Source organism: Streptococcus dentasini (assembly GCF_053206945.1).
The window spans coordinates 50,908-70,994 of the sequence record NZ_JBRUHS010000009.1 but is presented as its reverse complement, the minus strand read 5'-3'; the positions used below and the strand labels follow the sequence as shown (position 1 = coordinate 70,994).

At 43.5% G+C, this 20,087-nt stretch carries 18 protein-coding genes; 16 read left to right on the top strand and 2 right to left on the bottom strand.

From position 1 onward, the window contains the following. Positions 1 to 93: 93 nt before the first annotated feature. On the bottom strand, positions 94 to 1,497 hold the full coding sequence (locus tag ACVR1G_RS07740) for a CitMHS family transporter (protein ID WP_447452606.1): 1,404 nt from the start codon (positions 1,495 to 1,497) through the stop codon (positions 94 to 96). A gap of 255 nt (positions 1,498 to 1,752) precedes the next feature. Between ACVR1G_RS07740 and ACVR1G_RS07735 the strand changes: the two genes are divergently transcribed. From ACVR1G_RS07735 to ACVR1G_RS07665, 15 genes are all read left to right on the top strand, one after another. Continuing rightward, positions 1,753 to 2,088, top strand: a complete 336-nt coding sequence (locus ACVR1G_RS07735; protein ID WP_447452605.1) for a hypothetical protein — start codon at positions 1,753 to 1,755, stop codon at positions 2,086 to 2,088. 18 nt (positions 2,089 to 2,106) lie between these two features. Continuing rightward, positions 2,107 to 2,514, top strand: coding sequence for an acetyl-CoA carboxylase biotin carboxyl carrier protein subunit (locus ACVR1G_RS07730; RefSeq protein WP_447452604.1), 408 nt, complete (start codon positions 2,107 to 2,109; stop codon positions 2,512 to 2,514). 29 nt (positions 2,515 to 2,543) lie between these two features. Continuing rightward, positions 2,544 to 3,665, top strand: a complete 1,122-nt coding sequence (locus tag ACVR1G_RS07725; protein WP_447452603.1) for a sodium ion-translocating decarboxylase subunit beta — start codon at positions 2,544 to 2,546, stop codon at positions 3,663 to 3,665. A 21-nt stretch (positions 3,666 to 3,686) separates the two neighbouring features. Continuing rightward, positions 3,687 to 3,815 (top strand): OadG-related small transporter subunit, encoded by a 129-nt coding sequence (locus tag ACVR1G_RS07720; protein ID WP_447452602.1) that lies wholly within the window; start codon positions 3,687 to 3,689, stop codon positions 3,813 to 3,815. A gap of 78 nt (positions 3,816 to 3,893) precedes the next feature. Further along, positions 3,894 to 4,199 (top strand): citrate lyase acyl carrier protein, encoded by a 306-nt coding sequence (citD, locus tag ACVR1G_RS07715; protein WP_447452601.1) that lies wholly within the window; start codon positions 3,894 to 3,896, stop codon positions 4,197 to 4,199. After that, the gene (citE, locus tag ACVR1G_RS07710; RefSeq protein WP_447452600.1) at positions 4,187 to 5,074 is read left to right on the top strand and encodes a citrate (pro-3S)-lyase subunit beta; all 888 of its coding nucleotides are present in this window, start codon (positions 4,187 to 4,189) and stop codon (positions 5,072 to 5,074) included. Before citD ends, citE begins: the two co-directional genes overlap by 13 nt. Position 5,075: 1 nt before the next feature. After that, on the top strand, positions 5,076 to 6,611 hold the full coding sequence (gene citF, locus ACVR1G_RS07705; protein WP_004225894.1) for a citrate lyase subunit alpha: 1,536 nt from the start codon (positions 5,076 to 5,078) through the stop codon (positions 6,609 to 6,611). After that, positions 6,604 to 7,146 (top strand): citrate lyase holo-[acyl-carrier protein] synthase, encoded by a 543-nt coding sequence (gene citX / locus ACVR1G_RS07700; protein ID WP_447452599.1) that lies wholly within the window; start codon positions 6,604 to 6,606, stop codon positions 7,144 to 7,146. The genes citF and citX overlap by 8 nt, the downstream gene beginning before the upstream one ends. A gap of 122 nt (positions 7,147 to 7,268) precedes the next feature. Next, entirely contained in the window at positions 7,269 to 8,660 is a 1,392-nt protein-coding gene (locus ACVR1G_RS07695) for an oxaloacetate decarboxylase subunit alpha (RefSeq protein WP_447452598.1), read from the top strand. 352 nt (positions 8,661 to 9,012) lie between these two features. Continuing rightward, positions 9,013 to 9,441, top strand: coding sequence for an arginine repressor (argR, locus tag ACVR1G_RS07690; RefSeq protein ID WP_447452597.1), 429 nt, complete (start codon positions 9,013 to 9,015; stop codon positions 9,439 to 9,441). After that, positions 9,441 to 9,794: a YlbF family regulator gene (locus ACVR1G_RS07685; protein ID WP_447452596.1), complete on the top strand. Its 354-nt coding sequence runs from the start codon at positions 9,441 to 9,443 to the stop codon at positions 9,792 to 9,794. Before argR ends, ACVR1G_RS07685 begins: the two co-directional genes overlap by 1 nt. Next, positions 9,781 to 12,345, top strand: coding sequence for a DNA mismatch repair protein MutS (gene mutS, locus ACVR1G_RS07680; protein WP_447452595.1), 2,565 nt, complete (start codon positions 9,781 to 9,783; stop codon positions 12,343 to 12,345). The genes ACVR1G_RS07685 and mutS overlap by 14 nt, the downstream gene beginning before the upstream one ends. A 54-nt stretch (positions 12,346 to 12,399) precedes the next feature. Beyond that, entirely contained in the window at positions 12,400 to 14,364 is a 1,965-nt protein-coding gene (gene mutL / locus ACVR1G_RS07675) for a DNA mismatch repair endonuclease MutL (RefSeq protein WP_447452594.1), read from the top strand. A 348-nt stretch (positions 14,365 to 14,712) separates the two neighbouring features. Next, entirely contained in the window at positions 14,713 to 15,306 is a 594-nt protein-coding gene (gene ruvA, locus ACVR1G_RS07670; protein WP_447452593.1) for a Holliday junction branch migration protein RuvA, read from the top strand. A 225-nt stretch (positions 15,307 to 15,531) separates the two neighbouring features. Further along, positions 15,532 to 16,104 (top strand): DNA-3-methyladenine glycosylase I, encoded by a 573-nt coding sequence (locus ACVR1G_RS07665; protein ID WP_447452592.1) that lies wholly within the window; start codon positions 15,532 to 15,534, stop codon positions 16,102 to 16,104. Positions 16,105 to 16,503: 399 nt separating this feature from the next. Here ACVR1G_RS07665 and ACVR1G_RS07660 read toward each other — a convergent pair whose 3' ends face one another. Continuing rightward, positions 16,504 to 18,417, bottom strand: a complete 1,914-nt coding sequence (locus ACVR1G_RS07660) for an ABC transporter ATP-binding protein/permease (RefSeq protein ID WP_447452591.1) — start codon at positions 18,415 to 18,417, stop codon at positions 16,504 to 16,506. A gap of 390 nt (positions 18,418 to 18,807) precedes the next feature. Here ACVR1G_RS07660 and ACVR1G_RS07655 point away from each other — a divergent pair, with 390 nt between their 5' ends. Beyond that, entirely contained in the window at positions 18,808 to 20,079 is a 1,272-nt protein-coding gene (locus ACVR1G_RS07655; protein WP_447452590.1) for a competence/damage-inducible protein A, read from the top strand. The last annotated feature ends 8 nt before the right edge of the window (positions 20,080 to 20,087 follow it).

Below are 20,087 nucleotides of genomic sequence, written 5' to 3'. Positions count from 1 at the left end.
TATAAGCACTCAAAAAACGCTCCACTGGAGCGTTTTTTCACGGCTGAAAACAAGAGGGAACACAGACAGGTGAGAGACTTAGTTTCAAGCTTTTTACTGAGGGATGTAGAGAGGCATATGACCCATTACCAGAATAGTCACCACAAAGATAACAAAGATAACCACAGCATATTTAGCCGATTCTCTTTGCCATTCCCCCATATCCAGTCCTGTTAGGCGAAGGAGCAAGTAGATAAAGGCTACCAGAGGACTGAGCAAGTGGAAAGCTTGTCCCATCAGCGATGCCAAGGCCATAGCCATATTGCTAAAGCCGTACTGAGCACCCGCTTGTGCCAAGATTGGCATGATACCATAGTAGAAGCCATCGTTGGAGATGAAGAAGGTACCAGGAGCGGAGATAAAGGCAATCACTAAGCCCCAGAAGCCGGCTAATTGTTTTGGAATGATGGCTGTAAAGCTGGTAGCTAAGGCGTTAGCCATACCAGTACCTTGGAAAAGTCCCATAAAGATACCAGCAGCAAAGACCAGGATAACAACTTGAACAGCGTCTCCGGCATTTTCACTAATACGTTTAGACTGATCTTTTAAGTTAGGGTAGTTAACCATCAATGCGATACAGGTACCAACTGCAAAGAGCATAAGTGATGGCATCTCAATTGCAGGGACAAATGAACTGGCAACCAGCCAAGCGATAAGGATAACGGTCAGGAGGGCATTGAAAATAAAGTTCTTGGGACGGCGAATCTTCAGGACCTCTGGATCTGTGACCTTGGTCAGTTCAGAAATTTCTTCATCTGATAATTCGGAAATTCCCAACCGTTTACGTTCCTTTTTACCCATGCTTCTAGCAACAAAGAAGATAACGTAGAGGACAGACAGGATCATACCTGGTGCTAAGTAGCTGAGGATTTCAGCTCCGACATTGAGCACTGACATAGCGCGTGCTGTTGGTCCGCCCCAAGGCAGAAGGTTCATGATTGTATTTTGCAGAATGATCAAGACAGCCAAATTCATAATTCGCATGTCCAGCTTTTTATAGATTGGCAAAAAGGCCGAACAGCAAATCAGTGTTGTTGTTGTACCGTCACCATTGAGGGATACAGCAGCGGCAACGACAGCAGTTGCAATCAAGACCTTCAATGGATCCCCTTTGGCAAAGCGAATCATTTTTTCTGTAATGGGATCGAACAAGCCGGCATCAAGCATGATAGAGAAATACAGAATGGCAAATAGCAGCATGATACCAGTTTGTGCCGTATTATTGATCCCGTACATAACCATCGGACCGATGGCCGTTAGATTTTTGGAAATGCTATCATCACCGAGAAATTCGACGAAGGCTTTGTCGGCCTGTAAATCAACGGCCCCTGTCAGAATAGCAATAACTGCTGCGACAAGTGGAATCATAATCAATGCTGTTAGCGGGGACATTTTTTTCCGCATAACAACATACATGAAAACGATAATCATAGCATAAGCTAAAATTGTGAGTAACATGGCAGTGCTCCTTTTATTTGATTAATATAATTATTTACGATGTAGAAATTTCTTAAACAATTCTAGTATATATGAAAGCGCTTCAGAAACAAAGACCTATTATTCTGAAAAAACACAAAAAAAACATAAAAATCTGCTAGAAAAAACACAAAAAAAGCATGCGAAACCGCTAAATCATTATATAATCAAAATGTATAGAAGCCTTAATGGGCACTGCCCCTCTCATTTTATACTTAAGGAGAAAGGAGGACGGTCATGGGCATTTTTCAGCGTTTATTTCACAGCAAGTCGGATAATCCTAACCCCAGCGGTGAACAAGTCTATGACAGCACGAGTCAGTCAGGGGAGGAGTCGTGCTGGGAGCCTTTGCCAGCTTTTATTCCAGCTGCCCCAGAAGATATCGAACTGATCAGTATATTAGCATCAGCCATTGCTGCTGGTGATTATCCTGATAGTCAATTTGTGGTCAAGAAAGTTTGGCAGCGCAATCCAGAAGTTAAGACGCTATCTTTGATTGCCGCCAGTATCGCTGCCGGTGAACGGACAGACAGTCAGCTCGCTATTAAAGCGATTTATCAAAAGAAAAACTGAAACAAAAGGAGACATTTTATGTTGCGTAAATTTAAAATCTCAGTTGACGGGAAAGAATACCTAGTGGAAATGGAAGAAATTGGCGCTAGTCCAGCAGCCCCAGCCGCACCTGCTCCAGCACCAACTGTAGCAGCGCCTCAGCCGGCTGAACCCGCTCCAGCAGCAGCCCCAGCCGCACCTGCTCCAAATCCAGTTGCTTCGTCACCAGCGGGGGCGGATGCCATGCCAGCGCCAATGCCGGGAACAATCCTCAAAATTTTGGTTAACCCAGGTGATACCGTTTCAGAAAATCAACCCCTCATGATTCTGGAAGCCATGAAAATGGAGAATGAAATTGTGGCTAATGCTTCGGGCACTGTCTCTGCCGTTCATGTAAAAGAAGGGCAAGTCGTTAATGCCGGTGACGGTCTTATTACGATTGCCTAAATACCTATAACAAGAAAGGAAGTGGATTTGTGGACACTTTAATTTCAGGAATTACCTCCATTACTCTTCCTCAAATCATTATGATGGTTATTGGAGCCATCTTGATGTATTTGGGGATCAAGAAAGAATATGAACCCACCCTCTTAGTCCCCATGGGACTTGGTACCTTGCTGGTTAATTTCCCGGGAACTGGGGTTCTAACTCAGGTAGTTAACGGTGTTAAACAGGAAGGTGTATTTGATATCCTCTTTAAGATAGGGATTAACACGGAACTCTTTCCTCTTTTGATTTTTATCGGTATCGGAGCCATGATTGACTTTGGCCCCTTGCTACAGAATCCATTTATGCTGCTCTTTGGCGCGGCAGCTCAGTTTGGGATTTTCTTTGTTGTCGTTGTCGCTGTTATGGCCGGTTTCGATATTAAAGAAGCCGCTTCTATCGGAATTATCGGGGCTGCTGATGGTCCCACGTCAATTTTTGTCGCCAACCAGCTGGCACCTAAATTACTGGGGCCGATAACGGTCGCGGCCTACTCTTATATGGCCTTGGTTCCTATTATCCAGCCTTTTGCCATTAAGCTGGTTACGACTAAAAAGGAACGTCGCATCCGTATGACCTATAAGGCAGAAGATGTTTCTAAATTAACTAAAATTCTATTTCCAATTGTTATTACCATTGTTGCAGGTTTTATCGCACCTATCTCTCTACCGCTTGTTGGTTTTCTGATGTTTGGGAATCTCTTGCGTGAATGTGGTGTTTTAGATCGTTTATCGCAAACAGCCCAAAATGAGTTGGTTAATATTGTCAGCATTCTCTTGGGGCTAACGATTTCAGTTAAAATGCAGGCCGATCAGTTCTTAAATGTGCAGACCCTCATGATTATTCTTTTTGGCCTAGTCGCTTTCATTATGGACTCTGTCGGAGGGGTTATTTTTGCTAAGATTTTGAATATTTTCCGCCGCAAGAAAATCAATCCAATGATTGGTGCTGCCGGGATTTCCGCCTTCCCCATGTCCAGTCGGGTTATCCAAAAAATGGCAACGGATGAAGATCCGCAGAACTTTATTTTGATGTACGCAGTTGGTGCCAATGTATCAGGGCAAATTGCCTCTGTAATTGCAGGTGGTTTGCTGCTGTCATTCTTTAGCTAAAAAAGGTGAGGAGAGATTATTATGTCAATAGATGATTTAATTCAAGCCTTTGAACTGATGGGCTTAGGTATGGCTGGAGTTTTCATTGTGTTGGGAGTTTTGTATGCTGCTGCGGAATTGCTGCTCAAAATTTTTCCAGTAAAAAAATAGCTTAGTTATCATACGCGACACTCGTGGGATTGTCTCACCTGCGCCGCATATTAATATTATAGTAATATGAGGTGAATTATGAATATTAAACAAACAGCTGTTGCCGGTTCACTGGAATCCAGTGATATTATGGTAACGGTCAGTCCGAGTAATGATGGTATTTCTATTGAATTGGAAAGCAGTGTTGAAAAGCAATTTGGTCAGCAGATTAGGACAGTTATCCAAGAAACACTGAAAAAGCTAGATGTCCAGTCAGCTGCTGTTCAAGCGGTTGATAAGGGAGCTTTGGATTGTACCATTCAGGCGCGTACGCTTGCTGCAGTTCACAGAGCAGCAGGAGTAGAGCAGTACAACTGGAAGGAGATTGACGCATGGAACGCTTAAGAAGAACAATGATGTTTGTCCCCGGAGCCAATGCAGCCATGCTTAGGGATGCTCCGCTGTATGGCGCAGACTCCATTATGTTTGATTTAGAAGACTCGGTCTCCTTAAAAGAAAAAGATACATCCAGAGCCTTGGTACACTTTGCTCTTAAGACTTTTGACTACAGTCAGGTAGAGACGGTTGTCCGGGTGAATGGTCTGGATACCTGCGGTGCACTGGATGTTGAGGCTGTCGTTCTTGCTGGCGTCGATGTAGTCCGTCTACCTAAAACGGAAACAGCCCAAGACATTATTGATGTCGAAACAGTTATTGAGAAAGTGGAACGTGACAACGGTATTGAAATCGGCCGTACTAAGATGATGGCTGCTATCGAGTCTGCCGAAGGTGTCCTCAATGCCCCAGCCATTGCCAAGGCTTCTCAACGTTTAATTGGTATCGCCCTCGGTGCCGAAGACTATGTGACTAATATGAAAACGCGTCGCTACCCTGATGGCCAAGAGCTCTTCTTTGCTCGCAGCATGATTCTCCATGCTGCCCGTGCAGCTGGCATTGCAGCGATTGATACGGTCTACTCAGATGTCAATAATCCCGAAGGCTTCCAAAACGAAGTGCGCTTAATTAAGCAACTGGGATTCGATGGAAAATCCGTTATCAACCCTCGCCAAATTCCTTTGGTTAACGAAATCTATACACCGACAGAAAAAGAAATTCAAAATGCCAAAGAAGTTGTTTGGGCAATTCGTGAGGCAGAAAGCAAGGGTTCTGGTGTTATTTCGCTCAAGGGTAAAATGGTTGATAAGCCGATTGTTGAGCGCGCCGAACGTGTTATTGCCTTGGCCAAGGCTGCTGGAGTGTTAAGCGAGGAGGATATTTAAGATGGTAGAAAATAAATTAGGTCGTGATATTCCTCAAGAATATGCTGAGCGCTACGGCGTATTTGAAGGGGAATTGGCACATATTAAAGATTATCAAGAATCCAGTCGGCGGGTAAAACCAGTGAAACCCGCTGATGACAAGCTCTTGTCTTCTATTCGTGAAGCGATTGAAAAAACAGGACTAAAAGATGGCATGACTATCTCCTTCCACCACCATTTCCGTGAAGGAGACTATGTGATGAACATGGTTCTGGATGAGATTGCTAAGATGGGGATTAAAGATATCTCTATCGCCCCAAGTTCTATCGCCAATGTTCATGCTCCCTTGATCGATCACATCAAAAATGGCGTTGTTACTAATATCACATCCAGTGGTCTGCGCGATAAGGTTGGGGCCGCAATTTCAGAAGGAATCATGGAGAACCCTGTTGTCATCCGCTCCCACGGAGGACGTGCCCGTGCGATTGCAGCCGATGATATTCATATTGATGTCGCTTTCTTAGGAGCTCCGAGCTCTGACGCTTACGGCAATGCTAATGGGACAAAAGGAAAGGCAACCTGTGGTTCACTAGGCTACGCCATGATTGACGCTAAGTATGCAGATCAAGTAGTCATCATCACAGATACCTTGGTGCCTTACCCTAATACGCCAATCAGTATTCCGCAAACAGATGTCGATTACGTCGTTGTTGTAGATGCGATCGGGGATCCCGAAGGTATCGCTAAAGGTGCAACTCGTTATACCAAGAATCCTAAAGAATTGCTCATTGCCGAGTATGCGGCTAAGGTTATTACCGGTTCACCTTACTATAAAGAAGGGTTCTCCTTCCAAACAGGAACGGGTGGAGCTTCATTAGCTGTTACACGTTTTATGCGTGAGCAGATGCTTAAAGATGGCATTAAAGCCAACTTTGCTCTCGGTGGTATCACCAATGCCATGGTAGAATTGCTGGAAGAAGGTCTTGTTGATAAAATTATGGACGTTCAGGACTTTGACCATCCTTCGGCCGTATCGCTTGACAGCAATGCTGAAAAGCATTATGAAATCGATGCTAATATGTATGCCTCTCCGCTTAGCAAAGGTTCTGTGATCAATCAATTGGATACCTGTGTACTCTCTGCCTTAGAAGTAGATACAGACTTTAATGTCAATGTTATGACTGGATCAGATGGCGTTATCCGCGGGGCATCAGGCGGTCACTGCGATACCGCCTTTGCTGCCAAAATGAGTTTAGTCATCTCACCTCTTGTGCGCGGACGTATTCCTACCTTTGTTGATAAGGTTAATACCGTCATTACACCCGGAACCAGTGTTGATGTCATTGTGACAGAAGTGGGCATTGCTATCAATCCTAATCGTCCTGATTTGATAGAACACTTTAAGGACCTGAAAGTACCGCAATTCACAATCGAAGAATTGAAAGAAAAGGCTTATGCGATTGTTGGTAATCCAGATCCTATCCAATACGGGGACAAGGTTGTAGCTCTTATTGAGTATCGCGATGGCAGCTTGATTGATGTAGTCCGCAATGTCTGAAAAGCTAAGTATCGAAAGAGTCTTCGATGGACCACAAGTAGGCTTGGAGGATATGCTGGCTGCGCGTGAAGACCGCAGCCGTAAACAGACAGAACTGCTGAAAACTTATAAGTCTCACTCTCTGCTTTGCGCCACTATGAATATCCCCGGTCCAATTAAAACCTCTCAGGTTTTAAACCAAGCTTTTACTCAACTGGTCGAGCACCTTCAGCAAGAAAAAAGCAGTTTAGAAGCTGTCTATGAGGAGCTTAGGACATCAGTGACCGGCTGGGAATACTATCTCGTCAGCAATCTAGAGCCAGAGCAACTAAAGCAAAGGATGGTTGCTCTTGAGATCCAGCTTCCCATCGGACGCTTACTAGATTTGGATGTGCTCAGTTTACAGACCAATCGCGCCCAGGCCGTAAGTCGCACAGAATTAGGGCTGCCTACGAGAAGCTGTTATATTTGTAGAGAAGACGCCAAGATCTGTGGACGTTCTCGCAAGCACAGTATTCAAGAGGTGCAAAACGCCATTGTTAACCTACTCAATTAAAAGTAAATAAAATCAAGCTAGGATTGGGCAAAAAGATTTTCCCAGATGTCAGCATCTTTGTCAAATCTCCTATTTTGCTTAACCCGCAGGCGTCCTTTATACCCTATGAAAGGAAGATTGAAATGACAAAAATCCGTATTACGGAAACCGTACTAAGAGATGGTCAGCAAAGTCAGATTGCAACGCGCATGACTACCCAAGAGATGCTCCCTGTTTTAAAAACTTTAGATGAAGCCGGTTATCATGCCCTAGAAATGTGGGGGGGAGCTACTTTTGATTCCTGTCTGCGTTTTTTGGATGAAGACCCTTGGGAAAGGCTGCGCACCATCCGTAAGCATGTGAAAAACACCAAACTCCAGATGTTATTACGTGGGCAAAATCTGCTTGGTTATCGCAATTATGCCGATGATGTTGTAGAATCCTTTATCCAAAAATCAGTTGAAAATGGAATAGATATTGTTCGTATTTTTGATGCTCTCAATGATCCTCGCAATCTACAAACGGCTGTATCAGCTACTAAAACAGCCGGAGGTCATGCCCAAGTTGCTATTTCCTACACCACCAGTCCCGTCCATACGGTAGATTACTTTGTTAATCTATCTAGGCAGTATGCTGAAATCGGAGCAGATTCGCTTTGTATAAAGGACATGGCTGGCGTTTTAACGCCGCAGACTGGTTATGAGCTAGTAAAACAAATCAAGGAAGCAGTAGACCTCCCTCTTGAAGTACACACACATGCTACTAGTGGAATCTCAGAAATGACCTACCTCAAAGTAGCTGAGGCGGGAGCAGATATTATTGATACGGCAGTTTCTTCTTTTGCCGGTGGAACTAGCCAACCAGCTACGGAGTCCTTGGTTATCGCTCTCGAAGAACTTGGCTTTGAAACAGGTGTTGACCTTAAAAAGGTCGAAACAGTAGCGGCTCACTTTAATACAGTGCGTGATCATTACCGCAAAGAAGGTCTCCTAAATCCTAAAGTCAAGGATGTTGAACCCAAGACCTTGATTTATCAGGTTCCAGGCGGTATGTTATCGAATCTGCTCAGTCAGCTAACAGAGCAAGGTCTAGCCGATCGCTATGAAGAAGTTCTGGCTGAAGTTCCTCGTGTCAGAGCGGATCTGGGCTACCCACCGCTAGTAACCCCTCTGTCTCAAATGGTTGGGACCCAGTCGCTCATGAATATTATTTCGGGGGAACGCTATAAAGTCATTCCAAACGAGATTAAAGATTATGTCCGTGGACTTTATGGGCGTCCACCAGCAGCCATTGATGACAAGATTAAACAGCTTATTATCGGCGATGAAGAAGTCATTACTGTCCGCCCCGCCGATCTGATTGAACCGCAATTGCCAGATTTGCGTCAAGAAATCGCGGATTATGCTAAGAGCGAAGAAGATGTGCTCAGTTACGCCTCTTTTCCTCAGCAGTCTAGAGATTTCTTGGGGCGTCGTGAGGATCCCTTCTATGACGTTCCTGTACAGTCGGTATCTGTACAGATTGATTTTGATTAGTCCATACATTTGAGTGAGGGCGGGGTAACCAACCAATCATGATAGCTTCCTTCGTCTCTACTCATCTCAACCAGCCTAAGATAGTGTTTGAACTATCGCAGACTGGGGGTTGCTATAGTTTTAGTCTAAAAATTAGGAAGTGCCCCAAGAACCCTGTGTCAAGCCGTTATCATTAGTTTATAGAATGAGGTTGAGGACTTTTTGTCTCGGCCTCATTTTTATAAATCCATCACAGAGCATTAGCTGATTTGGCACATTCTGATATCGCTCGGCTATACTGAAACTAATGAAAAATATAGCTCTTTTTGTTATAATACTTAAGGTATAAATTGGGAGATAACAGAAAAAAACAATGAATAAAACAGAACGTCAACACAAGATTAAAATGATTATCCAAGAAGAGCGCGTCGGAACACAGGAAGAGATCAAAGACAGTCTCGCTAAGCAAGGAATTGCGGTGACTCAGGCGACCCTGTCGCGGGATTTGCGGGAGATTGGCCTTTTGAAGCGCCGCGATGACTCAGGCAAGCTCTACTACAGTCTCTCCACAGATGAGTTCTCTCATCTAGCTGATGCGGTTCAAGATTATCTTAAGCATCTTTCCAGAGCTGGTTTTATCCTAGTCTTAAAGACAGAGCTAGGCGAGGCAGATGTTCTGGCCAATATTATTGACCAAGAGAAACGCAGTGATATTTTAGGAACGGTTGCAGGAGCAGATACCCTCCTTGTTATTTGCCAAGACGAGGACAGGGCCAAGGCTATTGAAGATGAGTTAAGCTGATGGCAAATTTAGAAGAGGCCACTAAGGCTTTACAAAGATTGTTAGCTCAGCATGAAAGTGTCCAAGCTTTTCATGCTGTTCAAAATAAGGTGGAACAACTGCCAGAACTCCGTAAACAAGCTCATGCCATGAAGGCTTACCAGCAGGAGGCCGTGCTTTTTGAAAAACTAGAAAAAAGACGGGCGGCCAACCAGTCAGGGCAGACAGCTGATCAGTTGGAACAAGAATTAGCTCAGCTCCCACTGGTTCAGGATTATCGTGAAAAAATGCAGGATGCTAGTGATCTTCTGCAATATGTCACCAGCAGTATAGAAGAAAAGATAAATGAGGAATTAGGGAATGGCAAAAGATAAAATTTCTCCCGGTATGCAGCAGTATTTAGACATCAAAGAATCCTATCCGGATGCTTTTTTGCTTTTTAGGATGGGAGATTTTTATGAACTATTCTACGATGATGCCATCAAAGCGGCTCAGATTTTGGAGATTAGTTTAACCAGTCGTAATAAAAATGCGGATACCCCCATTCCCATGGCAGGAGTCCCCTACCATTCAGCCCAGCAATACATCGATGTCCTTGTTGATTTGGGTTACAAGGTGGCTATTGCTGAGCAGATGGAAGACCCCAAGCAGGCTGTCGGTGTTGTTAAACGCGAGGTAGTACAAGTTATCACTCCTGGAACGGTAGTTGACTCGACTAAGCCTGACAGTGCCAATAATTTTTTGGTAGCGGTTGATTATCTTAGTGGTAGCTATGGGCTATCTTATATGGATGTTGCAACTGGAGAGTTTTACGCCACCAGCCTGAGCGATTTTACAGCTGTTCGCAGTGAAGTTCAGAATCTCAAGGCGCGTGAAATAGTAGTTGGCTATGAACTCGATCAAAGACAAGAGGAAATCCTAACCAAACAGATGAACCTGTTGCTATCACCGGAATTTCAAGTTTATGATGACGTTCATCTCATTGGTAGTGACTTGTCAGCTGTAGAGGCTCAAGCGGCAGGCAAGCTTTTGCAGTATGTGCACACGACGCAAAAACGTGAACTCAGTCATCTGCAAACCTTGATTCACTATGAAATCAAGGACTTTTTACAGATGTCCTACGCAACTAAAACGAGTCTGGATTTACTAGAAAACGCTCGAACTGGCAAGAAGCATGGGAGTCTGTTCTGGCTTTTGGACGAGACAAAGACTGCTATGGGGATGCGGCTCTTGCGCACCTGGATAGACCGTCCCTTAGTCAGTCCAGAGCGCATTTTAGAACGTCAGGAGATTGTTCAAACCTTTCTTGACCATTTCTTTGAACGCAGTGATTTAACCGACAGCCTCAAGGGGGTATATGATATTGAGCGGCTAGCCAGCCGTGTTTCATTTGGTAAGGCCAATCCCAAGGATTTGTTGCAGCTAGGTCAAACTCTTGCGCAGGTCCCTCGAATCAAGGCAATTCTAACAGAGTTTGATAGTCCAGAACTAGCCGCCTTAAATGCTGATATTGACGCATTGCCAGATCTGTCCACTCTTATTGATGCAGCGATTGATCCAGATGCTTCAGCAACGATTACAGAAGGCAGTATTATCAAAGCGGGGTTCGACGAGCGCCTCGACCACTACCGTCAGGTCATGCGCGAAGGTACTCGGTGGATTGCTGAAATCGAGGCCAAAGAGAGGGAAGCCAGCGGCATTACTACCCTCAAAATTGATTATAATCGCAAGGATGGCTATTATTTTCATGTGACCAATTCTAACCTATCTCTGGTTCCAGAACATTTCTTTCGTAAGGCCACACTGAAAAATTCGGAGCGTTTTGGTACGGCGGAATTAGCCAAAATAGAGGGCGACATGCTGGAAGCACGGGAACAATCCGCTGATTTAGAATATGATATTTTTATTAGTATCCGCAATCAAGTTGAAAAGTATATCCAACGACTGCAGGATTTAGCCAAAAACATCGCCACCGTTGATGTCCTCCAGAGCCTTGCGACTGTAGCTGAAATCAATCACTATGTCCGCCCTGTTTTCAATACCGATGGTGTAATTAATATCCAAGAAGGCCGCCATGCCGCCGTCGAAAAGGTAATGGGCAGTCAGGAATACATCCCTAATACGATTCAATTAGATCAAGAGACTATGATCCAGCTCATTACAGGGCCTAATATGAGCGGTAAATCGACCTATATGCGCCAGTTAGCCTTGATTGTTGTCATGGCACAAATTGGTGCCTTTGTTTCCTCCCAGTCAGCTAATCTGCCGATTTTTGATGCTATCTACACCCGTATTGGTGCTGCAGATGATCTGATTTCAGGTCAGTCAACCTTTATGGTGGAAATGATGGAAGCTAATACAGCTATTCAAAGAGCAAGCGCCCGTTCACTCATCCTTTTTGATGAACTGGGCCGAGGAACAGCGACCTATGATGGGATGGCTCTCGCCCAGTCGATTATTGAGTATATTCACAATGAAGTTGGGGCCAAAACTTTATTTGCAACTCATTATCATGAGTTGACAGATCTGTCAACTAGCTTGCCACATCTTGTCAATGTGCATGTATCTACTCTGGAAAAGGACGGGGATGTCACCTTCTTGCATAAAATTACTGATGGGCCGGCTGATAAGTCTTATGGTATCCATGTTGCTAAGATAGCTGGTCTTCCGAAGGCTTTATTGGAGCGGGCTGATCATATTTTAGCAGACCTAGAAGCTCACTCGGTCGATCTAATAGAGGAGCAATCCAGAGTTGACAGCCTTGACAAGACTGTCAAGGAAGAGCCGATACCTCATCAGGTATCCCTGTTTGAGGAGTCAGGAAGTGATAGCCAGCTCCTTCAAGCGTTAAGAGAGATTGATGTGGTCAATATGACCCCAATGGAAGCCATGAATGCTCTTTATGAACTCAAAAAACTAGTATAATTCCTAAGCCCCTATCAGCCGGCGACTTGAACAATTGCACAAAGTGAGGATTTTATGTCAAAAATTATAGAATTACCTGAGGTTCTGGCCAATCAGATTGCAGCTGGTGAAGTGGTTGAGCGTCCCAGCAGTGTTGTTAAAGAATTGATAGAAAACGCTATTGATGCAGGTAGTACACAAATTACCATCGAAATTGAAGAATCCGGCTTAAAAAAAATTCAGGTAACAGATAATGGTCAGGGGATTGAAGGGGAAGATGTACCCTTGAGTTTGCGTCGCCACGCAACTAGTAAAATTAAAAATCAAGCTGATCTCTTCCGCATCAGAACCTTGGGTTTTCGTGGAGAGGCTCTACCCTCGATAGCTTCTATTAGTAATATAAGTCTCAAAACTGCGGCTGCAGGTGCAAAATATGGAACCTTATTAGTCGCTAAGGGTGGGGATATTGTGTCGCAAGAACCAATCAGTACACCCGTTGGAACCAAAATCACAGTGGAAGACCTCTTCTTCAATACACCCGCTCGCCTAAAGTACATGAAATCACTGCAAGCGGAGTTGGGCCATATTGTGGATGTGGTCAACCGTCAGAGTCTGGCCCATCCAGAGATTGCCTTTAGTCTGATTAATGATGGTCGAGAGCTGACCAAAACTGCGGGGACAGGTGATTTGCGACAAGCCATCGCAGGTATCTATGGTCTTAACACAGCCAAAAAGATGGTGGAAATTTCAGCGTCTGATCTGGATTTTGAGGTTTCGGGCTATGTCAGCCTGCCCGAATTGACACGGGCTAACCGCAACTATATTACGATTTTAATTAATGGCCGTTATATCAAAAATTTTCTCCTTAATCGTGCCATCTTAGATGGTTACGGTTCCAAACTTATGGTTGGTCGTTTTCCTCTTGCCGTCATTGATATTCAAATTGATCCTTATCTAGCAGATGTCAATGTTCACCCAACTAAGCAGGAGGTACGCATTTCAAAAGAAAAAGAACTGATGCAGTTGATAAAAGATGCGATTGCAGAGAGCTTGAGAGAACAAGATCTAATACCAGATGCCTTAGAAAATTTAGCTAAGTCAAGTGTCCGCCGAAGCCAAGTTCCAGTTCAGACCAGCCTGCCCCTCAAGCGGACTAATCTTTATTACGATAAGGAAGCTCAAGATTTCTTCATTAAGAATGATAATCAAGTTGCTGAGACACGTGCTCCTGAAGAAATTAGTAATGTCAAACAAGTTGACAGACCTGACAAGCAGGCATCTGAAGCTACTGAATCATCTGCCGTTAAGCTAGCTCAGCGTCAGACAGACTTAGAAGATGATCATGAGCATCCAGATATTGATTTTTCCAAAAAATCTCAAACCAAACGTCTACTCAATCGCTTAGAAAACGAAGAAACCTCCCAATTTCCTGAGTTGGACTATTTTGGACAGATGCAGGGCACCTATCTCTTTGCCCAAGGTAATGACGGTCTCTATATCATTGACCAGCATGCGGCTCAAGAGCGCGTTAAATATGAGTATTACCGAGAAAAAATCGGAGAGGTTGACAGTTCTTTACAGCAGTTGCTTGTTCCCTACCTTTTTGAGTTTATGGCTGATGATTTTATCAATTTACAGGAAAAAAGTTCTCTGCTCAATGAGGTTGGTATCAATCTGGAGCCCTATGGGCACAATACTTTTATCCTGCGGGAGCACCCAATCTGGATGAAGGAAGAGGAAATTGAATCGGGTGTCTATGAGATGTGTGATATGCTTTTGCTGACAGATCAGGTTTCAGTTAAGGACTATCGTGCTGAACTAGCTATTATGATGAGCTGTAAACGCTCAATCAAAGCCAATCACGCCTTGGATGACTACTCAGCAAGGAACCTCCTTGTTCAGCTAGCCCAGTGTAAAAATCCTTATAACTGCCCGCATGGACGTCCAGTTCTTGTCAACTTTACCAAGTCGGATATGGAAAAAATGTTCCGCCGTATTCAAGAAAATCACACTAGCTTACGAGAACTGGGAAAATACTAGACCAAATAAAGGAATAGCTCGGCCCAAATCGCTTTAATTTTAGTTCCTCTCCTGTGTTTTAGTCGGTGATCGAGAAGGGCTTAATTCCTAATATCTACTTCACCCTCTTGTTTCAGGGGTCGTACCTCAGGCAGCCTCCCAGATGTTAAAGTCTACACTTTGGTCTTGTGCAAAGAATTTCTTTCAACTGTTTGAGAAATAGTTGAAGATTGTTGATAAAAGTAGCGGATCTAATCTTCCCCACCGCGTAAAGAGTTTGTTCAAAAACATGAGGATGGGACGAGTTTTTGCTCAGACTCCTTTTGGTAAAATTTTATAGAAAAATATCTATCCAGAAAGGTACTAAACATGTACGATTACCTCAAAGGTCAGCTGACCAAAATTACAGCAACTTATATAGTAGTCGAAACAGGCGGCATCGGTTATATGATCAATGTTGCCAATCCTTACTCTTTTTCTAATCAGATGAATCAGTCAGTTCAAATCTTTCTCCATCACGTAGTTCGTGAGGATGCTCAGCTGTTCTATGGTTTTCACAATGAAGATGAGAAAGATGTTTTTCTTAAATTGATTTCCGTTTCAGGGATCGGTCCGACAACCGCCCTAGCCATCGTTGCTGTTAATGATAATGAAGGTCTAGTAACAGCCATTGAGAACAGCGATATCAAGTATCTCACCAAGTTTCCTAAAATCGGTAAAAAGACCGCTCAGCAAATGGTCTTGGACTTGGCAGGCAAATTTGTAGACCTTCCACAAACTGGCGGAATTGCAGTCAAATCGGCACCATCATCAGCTAATCAAGCTCTCGATGAAGCCATGGAGGCTCTTTTAGCTTTAGGCTATAAGGCTAGCGAACTTAAAAAAATTCGAGCCTTTTTTGAAGGCACTAGTGAGACAGCTGAGAATTATATCAAGCAGGCTCTCAAAATGTTAATGAAATAACAAGATATTAGGAGCGCCACAAAAGAGTCAAATAGAAGACTAATATTATAAGTTTGCGCGCAAGGCGCTTTATCTTTTGATCAATGCCGCTAAACGACGACAAACGCATACAAAAAGGATTTTTGAGTATTAATAAATCAGCCCCATCCCTGTTTTTAAACCAAGTTAATGACACAAGATACTAAGCTGTTCAATCAGCCCTTATAACTATAAAAGGAGACTAATATGACCAAGCGCTGCGGTTGGGTTAAGATGACTAACCCTTTGTATGTTGACTATCATGATAAAGAATGGGGGCGTCCTCTACATGATGAGCGAGCCCTTTTTGAGCTGCTCTGCTTGGAGACTTATCAAGCAGGCCTTTCTTGGGAAACCATCCTAAATAAACGGACAGCTTTCAAGGAGGCTTTTCACGATTACCAGATCGATACCGTTGCGGCCATGAGTGATGCTGAATTGGAAGATATTTTGCAGAATCCTGCGGTTGTCCGCAATCGTTTAAAAATTTACGCTACTCGTGCCAATGCTCAAGCTTTTCGTCAGATTCAAGAGATCTATGGTTCTTTTGATGCTTATATTTGGTCTTTCATTGACCATCACACCATCAATAACCATGTTGAAGATTATCGCCAAGCACCAGCTAAAACCCTCTTGTCTGAACAGGTATCCAAAGAACTGAAAAAACAGGGCTTTAAATTTGTCGGTCCGGTTGCGGTTTATTCTTTTTTGCAAGCTGCTGGCTTGATTAATGACCACGAAATGGATTGCGACTGGAATCCTAATACCCAAGTCAAATAAAAGCACCGCTCAGGCGGTGCTTTTATAAGGTCTATGGCTACAGTTTATTTTTTGCAGTCTCCCCTAAGATCAAGCAGGTTTGCCCGCCTAGCCTTTTAATTTCAAGGATCGGGATAAAACACTCCACCAGACTTGCCACTCGTTCGTCATTTTTTCAGCTCGTAGAAAGGGACTGGGACAAAAGACCTGCCTCCATAATTATTTGAGTTATAACAGTTTGACGCAGTGGTTAGTCAGATATCCTTATCTTGGGGCGCTTTCCTATCTTTAGGCGCCCCCTTAAACAGTCCACTGGACTGTTTAATTACCACCCAAGTGATAGCTCCAACAGTTTGGGGAACTGTTGGAGGTGGGACAACGAAATCAAATTCTTCGAATTATTGATTTCTGTTCCATTTTCTATTCTGAAGCGAGTGCATCAATAGGGTTGAGGCGAGCTGCCTTACCTGATGGGGCCAAGCTAGCAATAAGAGCAATAAGCAAACCGATGCTGACGGTTCCAATAGTAGTAGTCAAAGAAACCTGAATAATGTCAAATTTAATAGTTGAGTAGACGAGTTTATTGACCAAAGTTTGTACTAAGAGTGCTGTCACAATAGCAAGGATATTAGCTGAGAGTCCTAAAAGCAGGCTCTCATTAACAAAGAGTCGCCGAATGTCCTTACGTCTAGCTCCCATAGCTCGCAGCACACCGATTTCCTTGGTACGTTCAGTCACACTCATATAAGTTGTCGCTACAATCATGAGAATGCTAACTAGAAGTGAGATACCGGCAATCAAAGCAAGGACGACACCGACAATGTAGGTGATTTCTCGGATAGAATCAAGGGTTTCACCGATACCAGTGATACCGTAAAGAGCTTTACCATCTTTTTTCATCCCCTTGATTGTACTTTGAGCAGTTTTAGTATGATTGAGGTTATCCACGCTGGCTGTTATAAAGTTAGGATTGAGTTGGGCCTTTTGTTTTGCAGCTGCTTCTTTTAAACTGTGATAGGAGACAACGGTCATTTGATCTGAGGTACCAACTACTTTATAATCCTTGGTGATAGTGACGGGCTGTCTGTTCTCTCCTAGAGCTGTGATGCTCAAAGTAACGGTTTTACCAATGGCTTTTTTAGTATCTTTATTGATGTTTTTCTTAGCATAAGCCTTATCAATGACGATTTCATTCCCCTTAGGCATTTTTTTGTTAGAAATAGTCTCTTTAGGGATAGTAGCATTAGCGCTCTGTAAGATGTTAGATTGTACCGTCTTACCTTGATAAGATAGGTTGAAGGTGGCGGCATAGTAGCCGTACTCAGTCTTTGTAACATGATCTACCTTGCTTATTTTTTTCTTATCAGCCGCGCTCACTCCTGTACTAGTAGCAGCATCTACATCCTTTAGCGTTACTTGGAAGGCCTTGGGATTAGCAATATCACCGATAAAACTATCCATGTAATTTCTGGCTCCGTTCCCTAAACCGAGGAAGAACATGACTGAAAAAAGTCCGATCGCCATTCCGATAGTAATAATCAAATTTTGCTTCCAAGCATTTTTAAAATGTGCCCAAGCCATCTTCCAGCTGGCAGTTCTTGTTAGTGCTTTAGACTCCAGTTCTGCCTGCTCTTTCTGCGTTGAAAAAGGCTCTCGTAAGCGTTGGTCGTCTGTAACCTGTCCGTCAGTCAGCGAGACAATACGTGTCCCTGCATTAGCTACTTCTTGTGAGTGGGTGACGACGATAACTGTTTTTCCTGACTTGGCAATGTCTTGCAAAATAGCCAGAACTTCCTTGGTATTCTTGCTATCCAAAGCTCCTGTCGGCTCATCAGCAATAATTATTTCAGGGTTGCTGGCAAGCGCGCGTGCGATAGCGACCCTTTGTTTTTGTCCTCCAGAGAGTTGAGCTGGCTTTTTCTTACGATGTTCGTAAAGACCAACCTGCTTCAAAAGTTTTTCAGCATGTGCCAGCTGTTCTTTATGAGACAGTTTTGTCATTTTTAGGCTAGTAAGGACATTATCCAGAACATTGAGGTAATTCACTAGATTGAAGGATTGAAAAATAAAGCCGATTGTCTGACGGCGATACTCATCCATAGCTTTCTCACGCTTGTCCTTTTGACGCTCGCCATTGACCAGGACCTCTCCAGAATATTTGCGATCCAGCCCTCCAATAATATTCATCAAGGTGGTTTTTCCCCCTCCAGATTCTCCTAATATGCTGATAAAATCCCCTTGATCAAAGGAAAGGTTGATCCCCTTTAAGACAGGGAATTCCTCTCTGCCAAGGTAGTAGGATTTATGAATATTTTGCAATTCTAATGAACTCATATAAAATCTCCTATTTTGTAATATGGAAATAATACAGTTTTCGAAGGCTAAAGTCAAGAGTTAACTGTAAACTCAATCAATACAAGTTGTGATATTTTATGCAACTCCTGATAGAATCACTATAAATCAGTAATGTACTGACTGAGGTTCTTCTTGCTTTACAGGCGAAAAGAGTTTCATGTAGCCTCGCTGGTATCGAGAAATATAATAATGGCTAGATTGACAAAGTGAGTTATTTGTTGACCTATTTCCTGTTTTCGGCAGCCCGTCTGACAATTGAAAACTCCCTGTGTCATTCACCTATTTTTAAACCCGTGAAAAAAGAGCCCGCTGGTCTGTTTTTTTTGTTAAAATTAAAATGAATTTACGAATAGATAAGTGGGTGACATCATGAAAGCAGAAATTATTGCGGTCGGAACGGAGATTTTAACGGGCCAGATTGTCAACACCAATGCCCAATTTTTGTCGGAAAAATTTGCAGAGTTGGGAATTGATGTTTATTTTCAGACAGCTGTCGGTGATAATGAAGAGCGACTTTTATCAGTTATTGATTTAGCCAGCCAGCGCAGCGATATGGTTGTGCTTTGCGGCGGCCTGGGGCCTACTGAAGATGATTTAACCAAACAAACCTTAGCCAAATTTCTTAAGCGAGACCTAATTTTTGATGAAACAGCGAAACAAAAGATTAATACTTTTTTTGCTGCCCGCCCTGCAGTTTTGCAGACGTCCAATAATGAGCGGCAGGCCCAGATTATTGAAGGATCCTATCCCTTGCAAAATAGGACAGGCCTAGCTGTAGGGGGGATGTTAGAAGCGGAAGCAGCCACATATATTGTTCTACCTGGCCCGCCGAGCGAGCTTAAGCCTATGGTGCAGGAACAGCTTATCCCCTTGCTCAATAAAGATCACCAGCAGCTTTTTTCGCGTGTACTCCGATTTTTTGGTATTGGAGAGAGTCAACTGGTTACAGTCCTTGATGATTTCATCAAAAATCAAACGGACCCTACCCTAGCTCCCTATGCTAAAACAGGTGAAGTTACACTTCGTCTGTCTACCAAAGCTAAAACACAATCTGAAGCTGATCAAAAGCTAGAAGCTCTCGAAAGCCAGCTGTTGAAGGCAACCTCTTTGGAAAATCGCTCCCTTTCCAGCTACTTTTACGGCTATGGAGATGATAATTCACTCCCTAAAGTCGTTTTTGAATTGCTCAGATCTAAGGGGAAGACAATTACAGCGGCTGAAAGCCTGACTGCGGGTCTCTTCCAATCGACCTTAGCAGAATTTTCGGGGGTCTCCAGTGTTTTCAATGGTGGTTTTATCACCTATAGTATAGAAGAAAAAGCTAGAATGTTGGACTTATCCTTATCTGAATTGCGCACCCATGGTGTTGTCAGCGCCTTTACGGCTGAGCAGATGGCACAGGGAGCTCGTCGGCAAACAGGTGCAGATATTGCTGTTTCTTTGACTGGGGTCGCAGGTCCTGACAGCCTAGAAGGCCATCCAGCGGGTACTGTTTTTATCGGCTTATCTACTCAACAAGGAATTATATCGCGTCAGTTAAAAATCAGCGGTCGCTCTCGCTCAGATGTCCGCGAGATCGCAGTTTTACACGCTTTTAATCTTGTACGAAACGCTTTATTAAATGATGGAAATTTAGTATAATAACTAAT

Excerpts from the sequence above, each read along its gene's own strand:
- ACVR1G_RS07740 (WP_447452606.1), bottom strand. The coding sequence starts at position 1,497 with ATGTTACTCACAATTTTAGCTTATGCTATGATTATCGTTTTCATGTAT.
- ACVR1G_RS07735 (WP_447452605.1), top strand. The coding sequence starts at position 1,753 with ATGGGCATTTTTCAGCGTTTATTTCACAGCAAGTCGGATAATCCTAAC.
- ACVR1G_RS07730 (WP_447452604.1), top strand. The coding sequence starts at position 2,107 with ATGTTGCGTAAATTTAAAATCTCAGTTGACGGGAAAGAATACCTAGTG.
- ACVR1G_RS07720 (WP_447452602.1), top strand. The coding sequence starts at position 3,687 with ATGTCAATAGATGATTTAATTCAAGCCTTTGAACTGATGGGCTTAGGT.
- citD (WP_447452601.1), top strand. The coding sequence starts at position 3,894 with ATGAATATTAAACAAACAGCTGTTGCCGGTTCACTGGAATCCAGTGAT.
- citE (WP_447452600.1), top strand. The coding sequence starts at position 4,187 with ATGGAACGCTTAAGAAGAACAATGATGTTTGTCCCCGGAGCCAATGCA.
- citF (WP_004225894.1), top strand. The coding sequence starts at position 5,076 with ATGGTAGAAAATAAATTAGGTCGTGATATTCCTCAAGAATATGCTGAG.
- citX (WP_447452599.1), top strand. The coding sequence starts at position 6,604 with ATGTCTGAAAAGCTAAGTATCGAAAGAGTCTTCGATGGACCACAAGTA.
- ACVR1G_RS07695 (WP_447452598.1), top strand. The coding sequence starts at position 7,269 with ATGACAAAAATCCGTATTACGGAAACCGTACTAAGAGATGGTCAGCAA.
- argR (WP_447452597.1), top strand. The coding sequence starts at position 9,013 with ATGAATAAAACAGAACGTCAACACAAGATTAAAATGATTATCCAAGAA.
- ACVR1G_RS07685 (WP_447452596.1), top strand. The coding sequence starts at position 9,441 with ATGGCAAATTTAGAAGAGGCCACTAAGGCTTTACAAAGATTGTTAGCT.
- mutS (WP_447452595.1), top strand. The coding sequence starts at position 9,781 with ATGGCAAAAGATAAAATTTCTCCCGGTATGCAGCAGTATTTAGACATC.
- mutL (WP_447452594.1), top strand. The coding sequence starts at position 12,400 with ATGTCAAAAATTATAGAATTACCTGAGGTTCTGGCCAATCAGATTGCA.
- ruvA (WP_447452593.1), top strand. The coding sequence starts at position 14,713 with ATGTACGATTACCTCAAAGGTCAGCTGACCAAAATTACAGCAACTTAT.
- ACVR1G_RS07665 (WP_447452592.1), top strand. The coding sequence starts at position 15,532 with ATGACCAAGCGCTGCGGTTGGGTTAAGATGACTAACCCTTTGTATGTT.
- ACVR1G_RS07660 (WP_447452591.1), bottom strand. The coding sequence starts at position 18,417 with ATGAGTTCATTAGAATTGCAAAATATTCATAAATCCTACTACCTTGGC.
- ACVR1G_RS07655 (WP_447452590.1), top strand. The coding sequence starts at position 18,808 with ATGAAAGCAGAAATTATTGCGGTCGGAACGGAGATTTTAACGGGCCAG.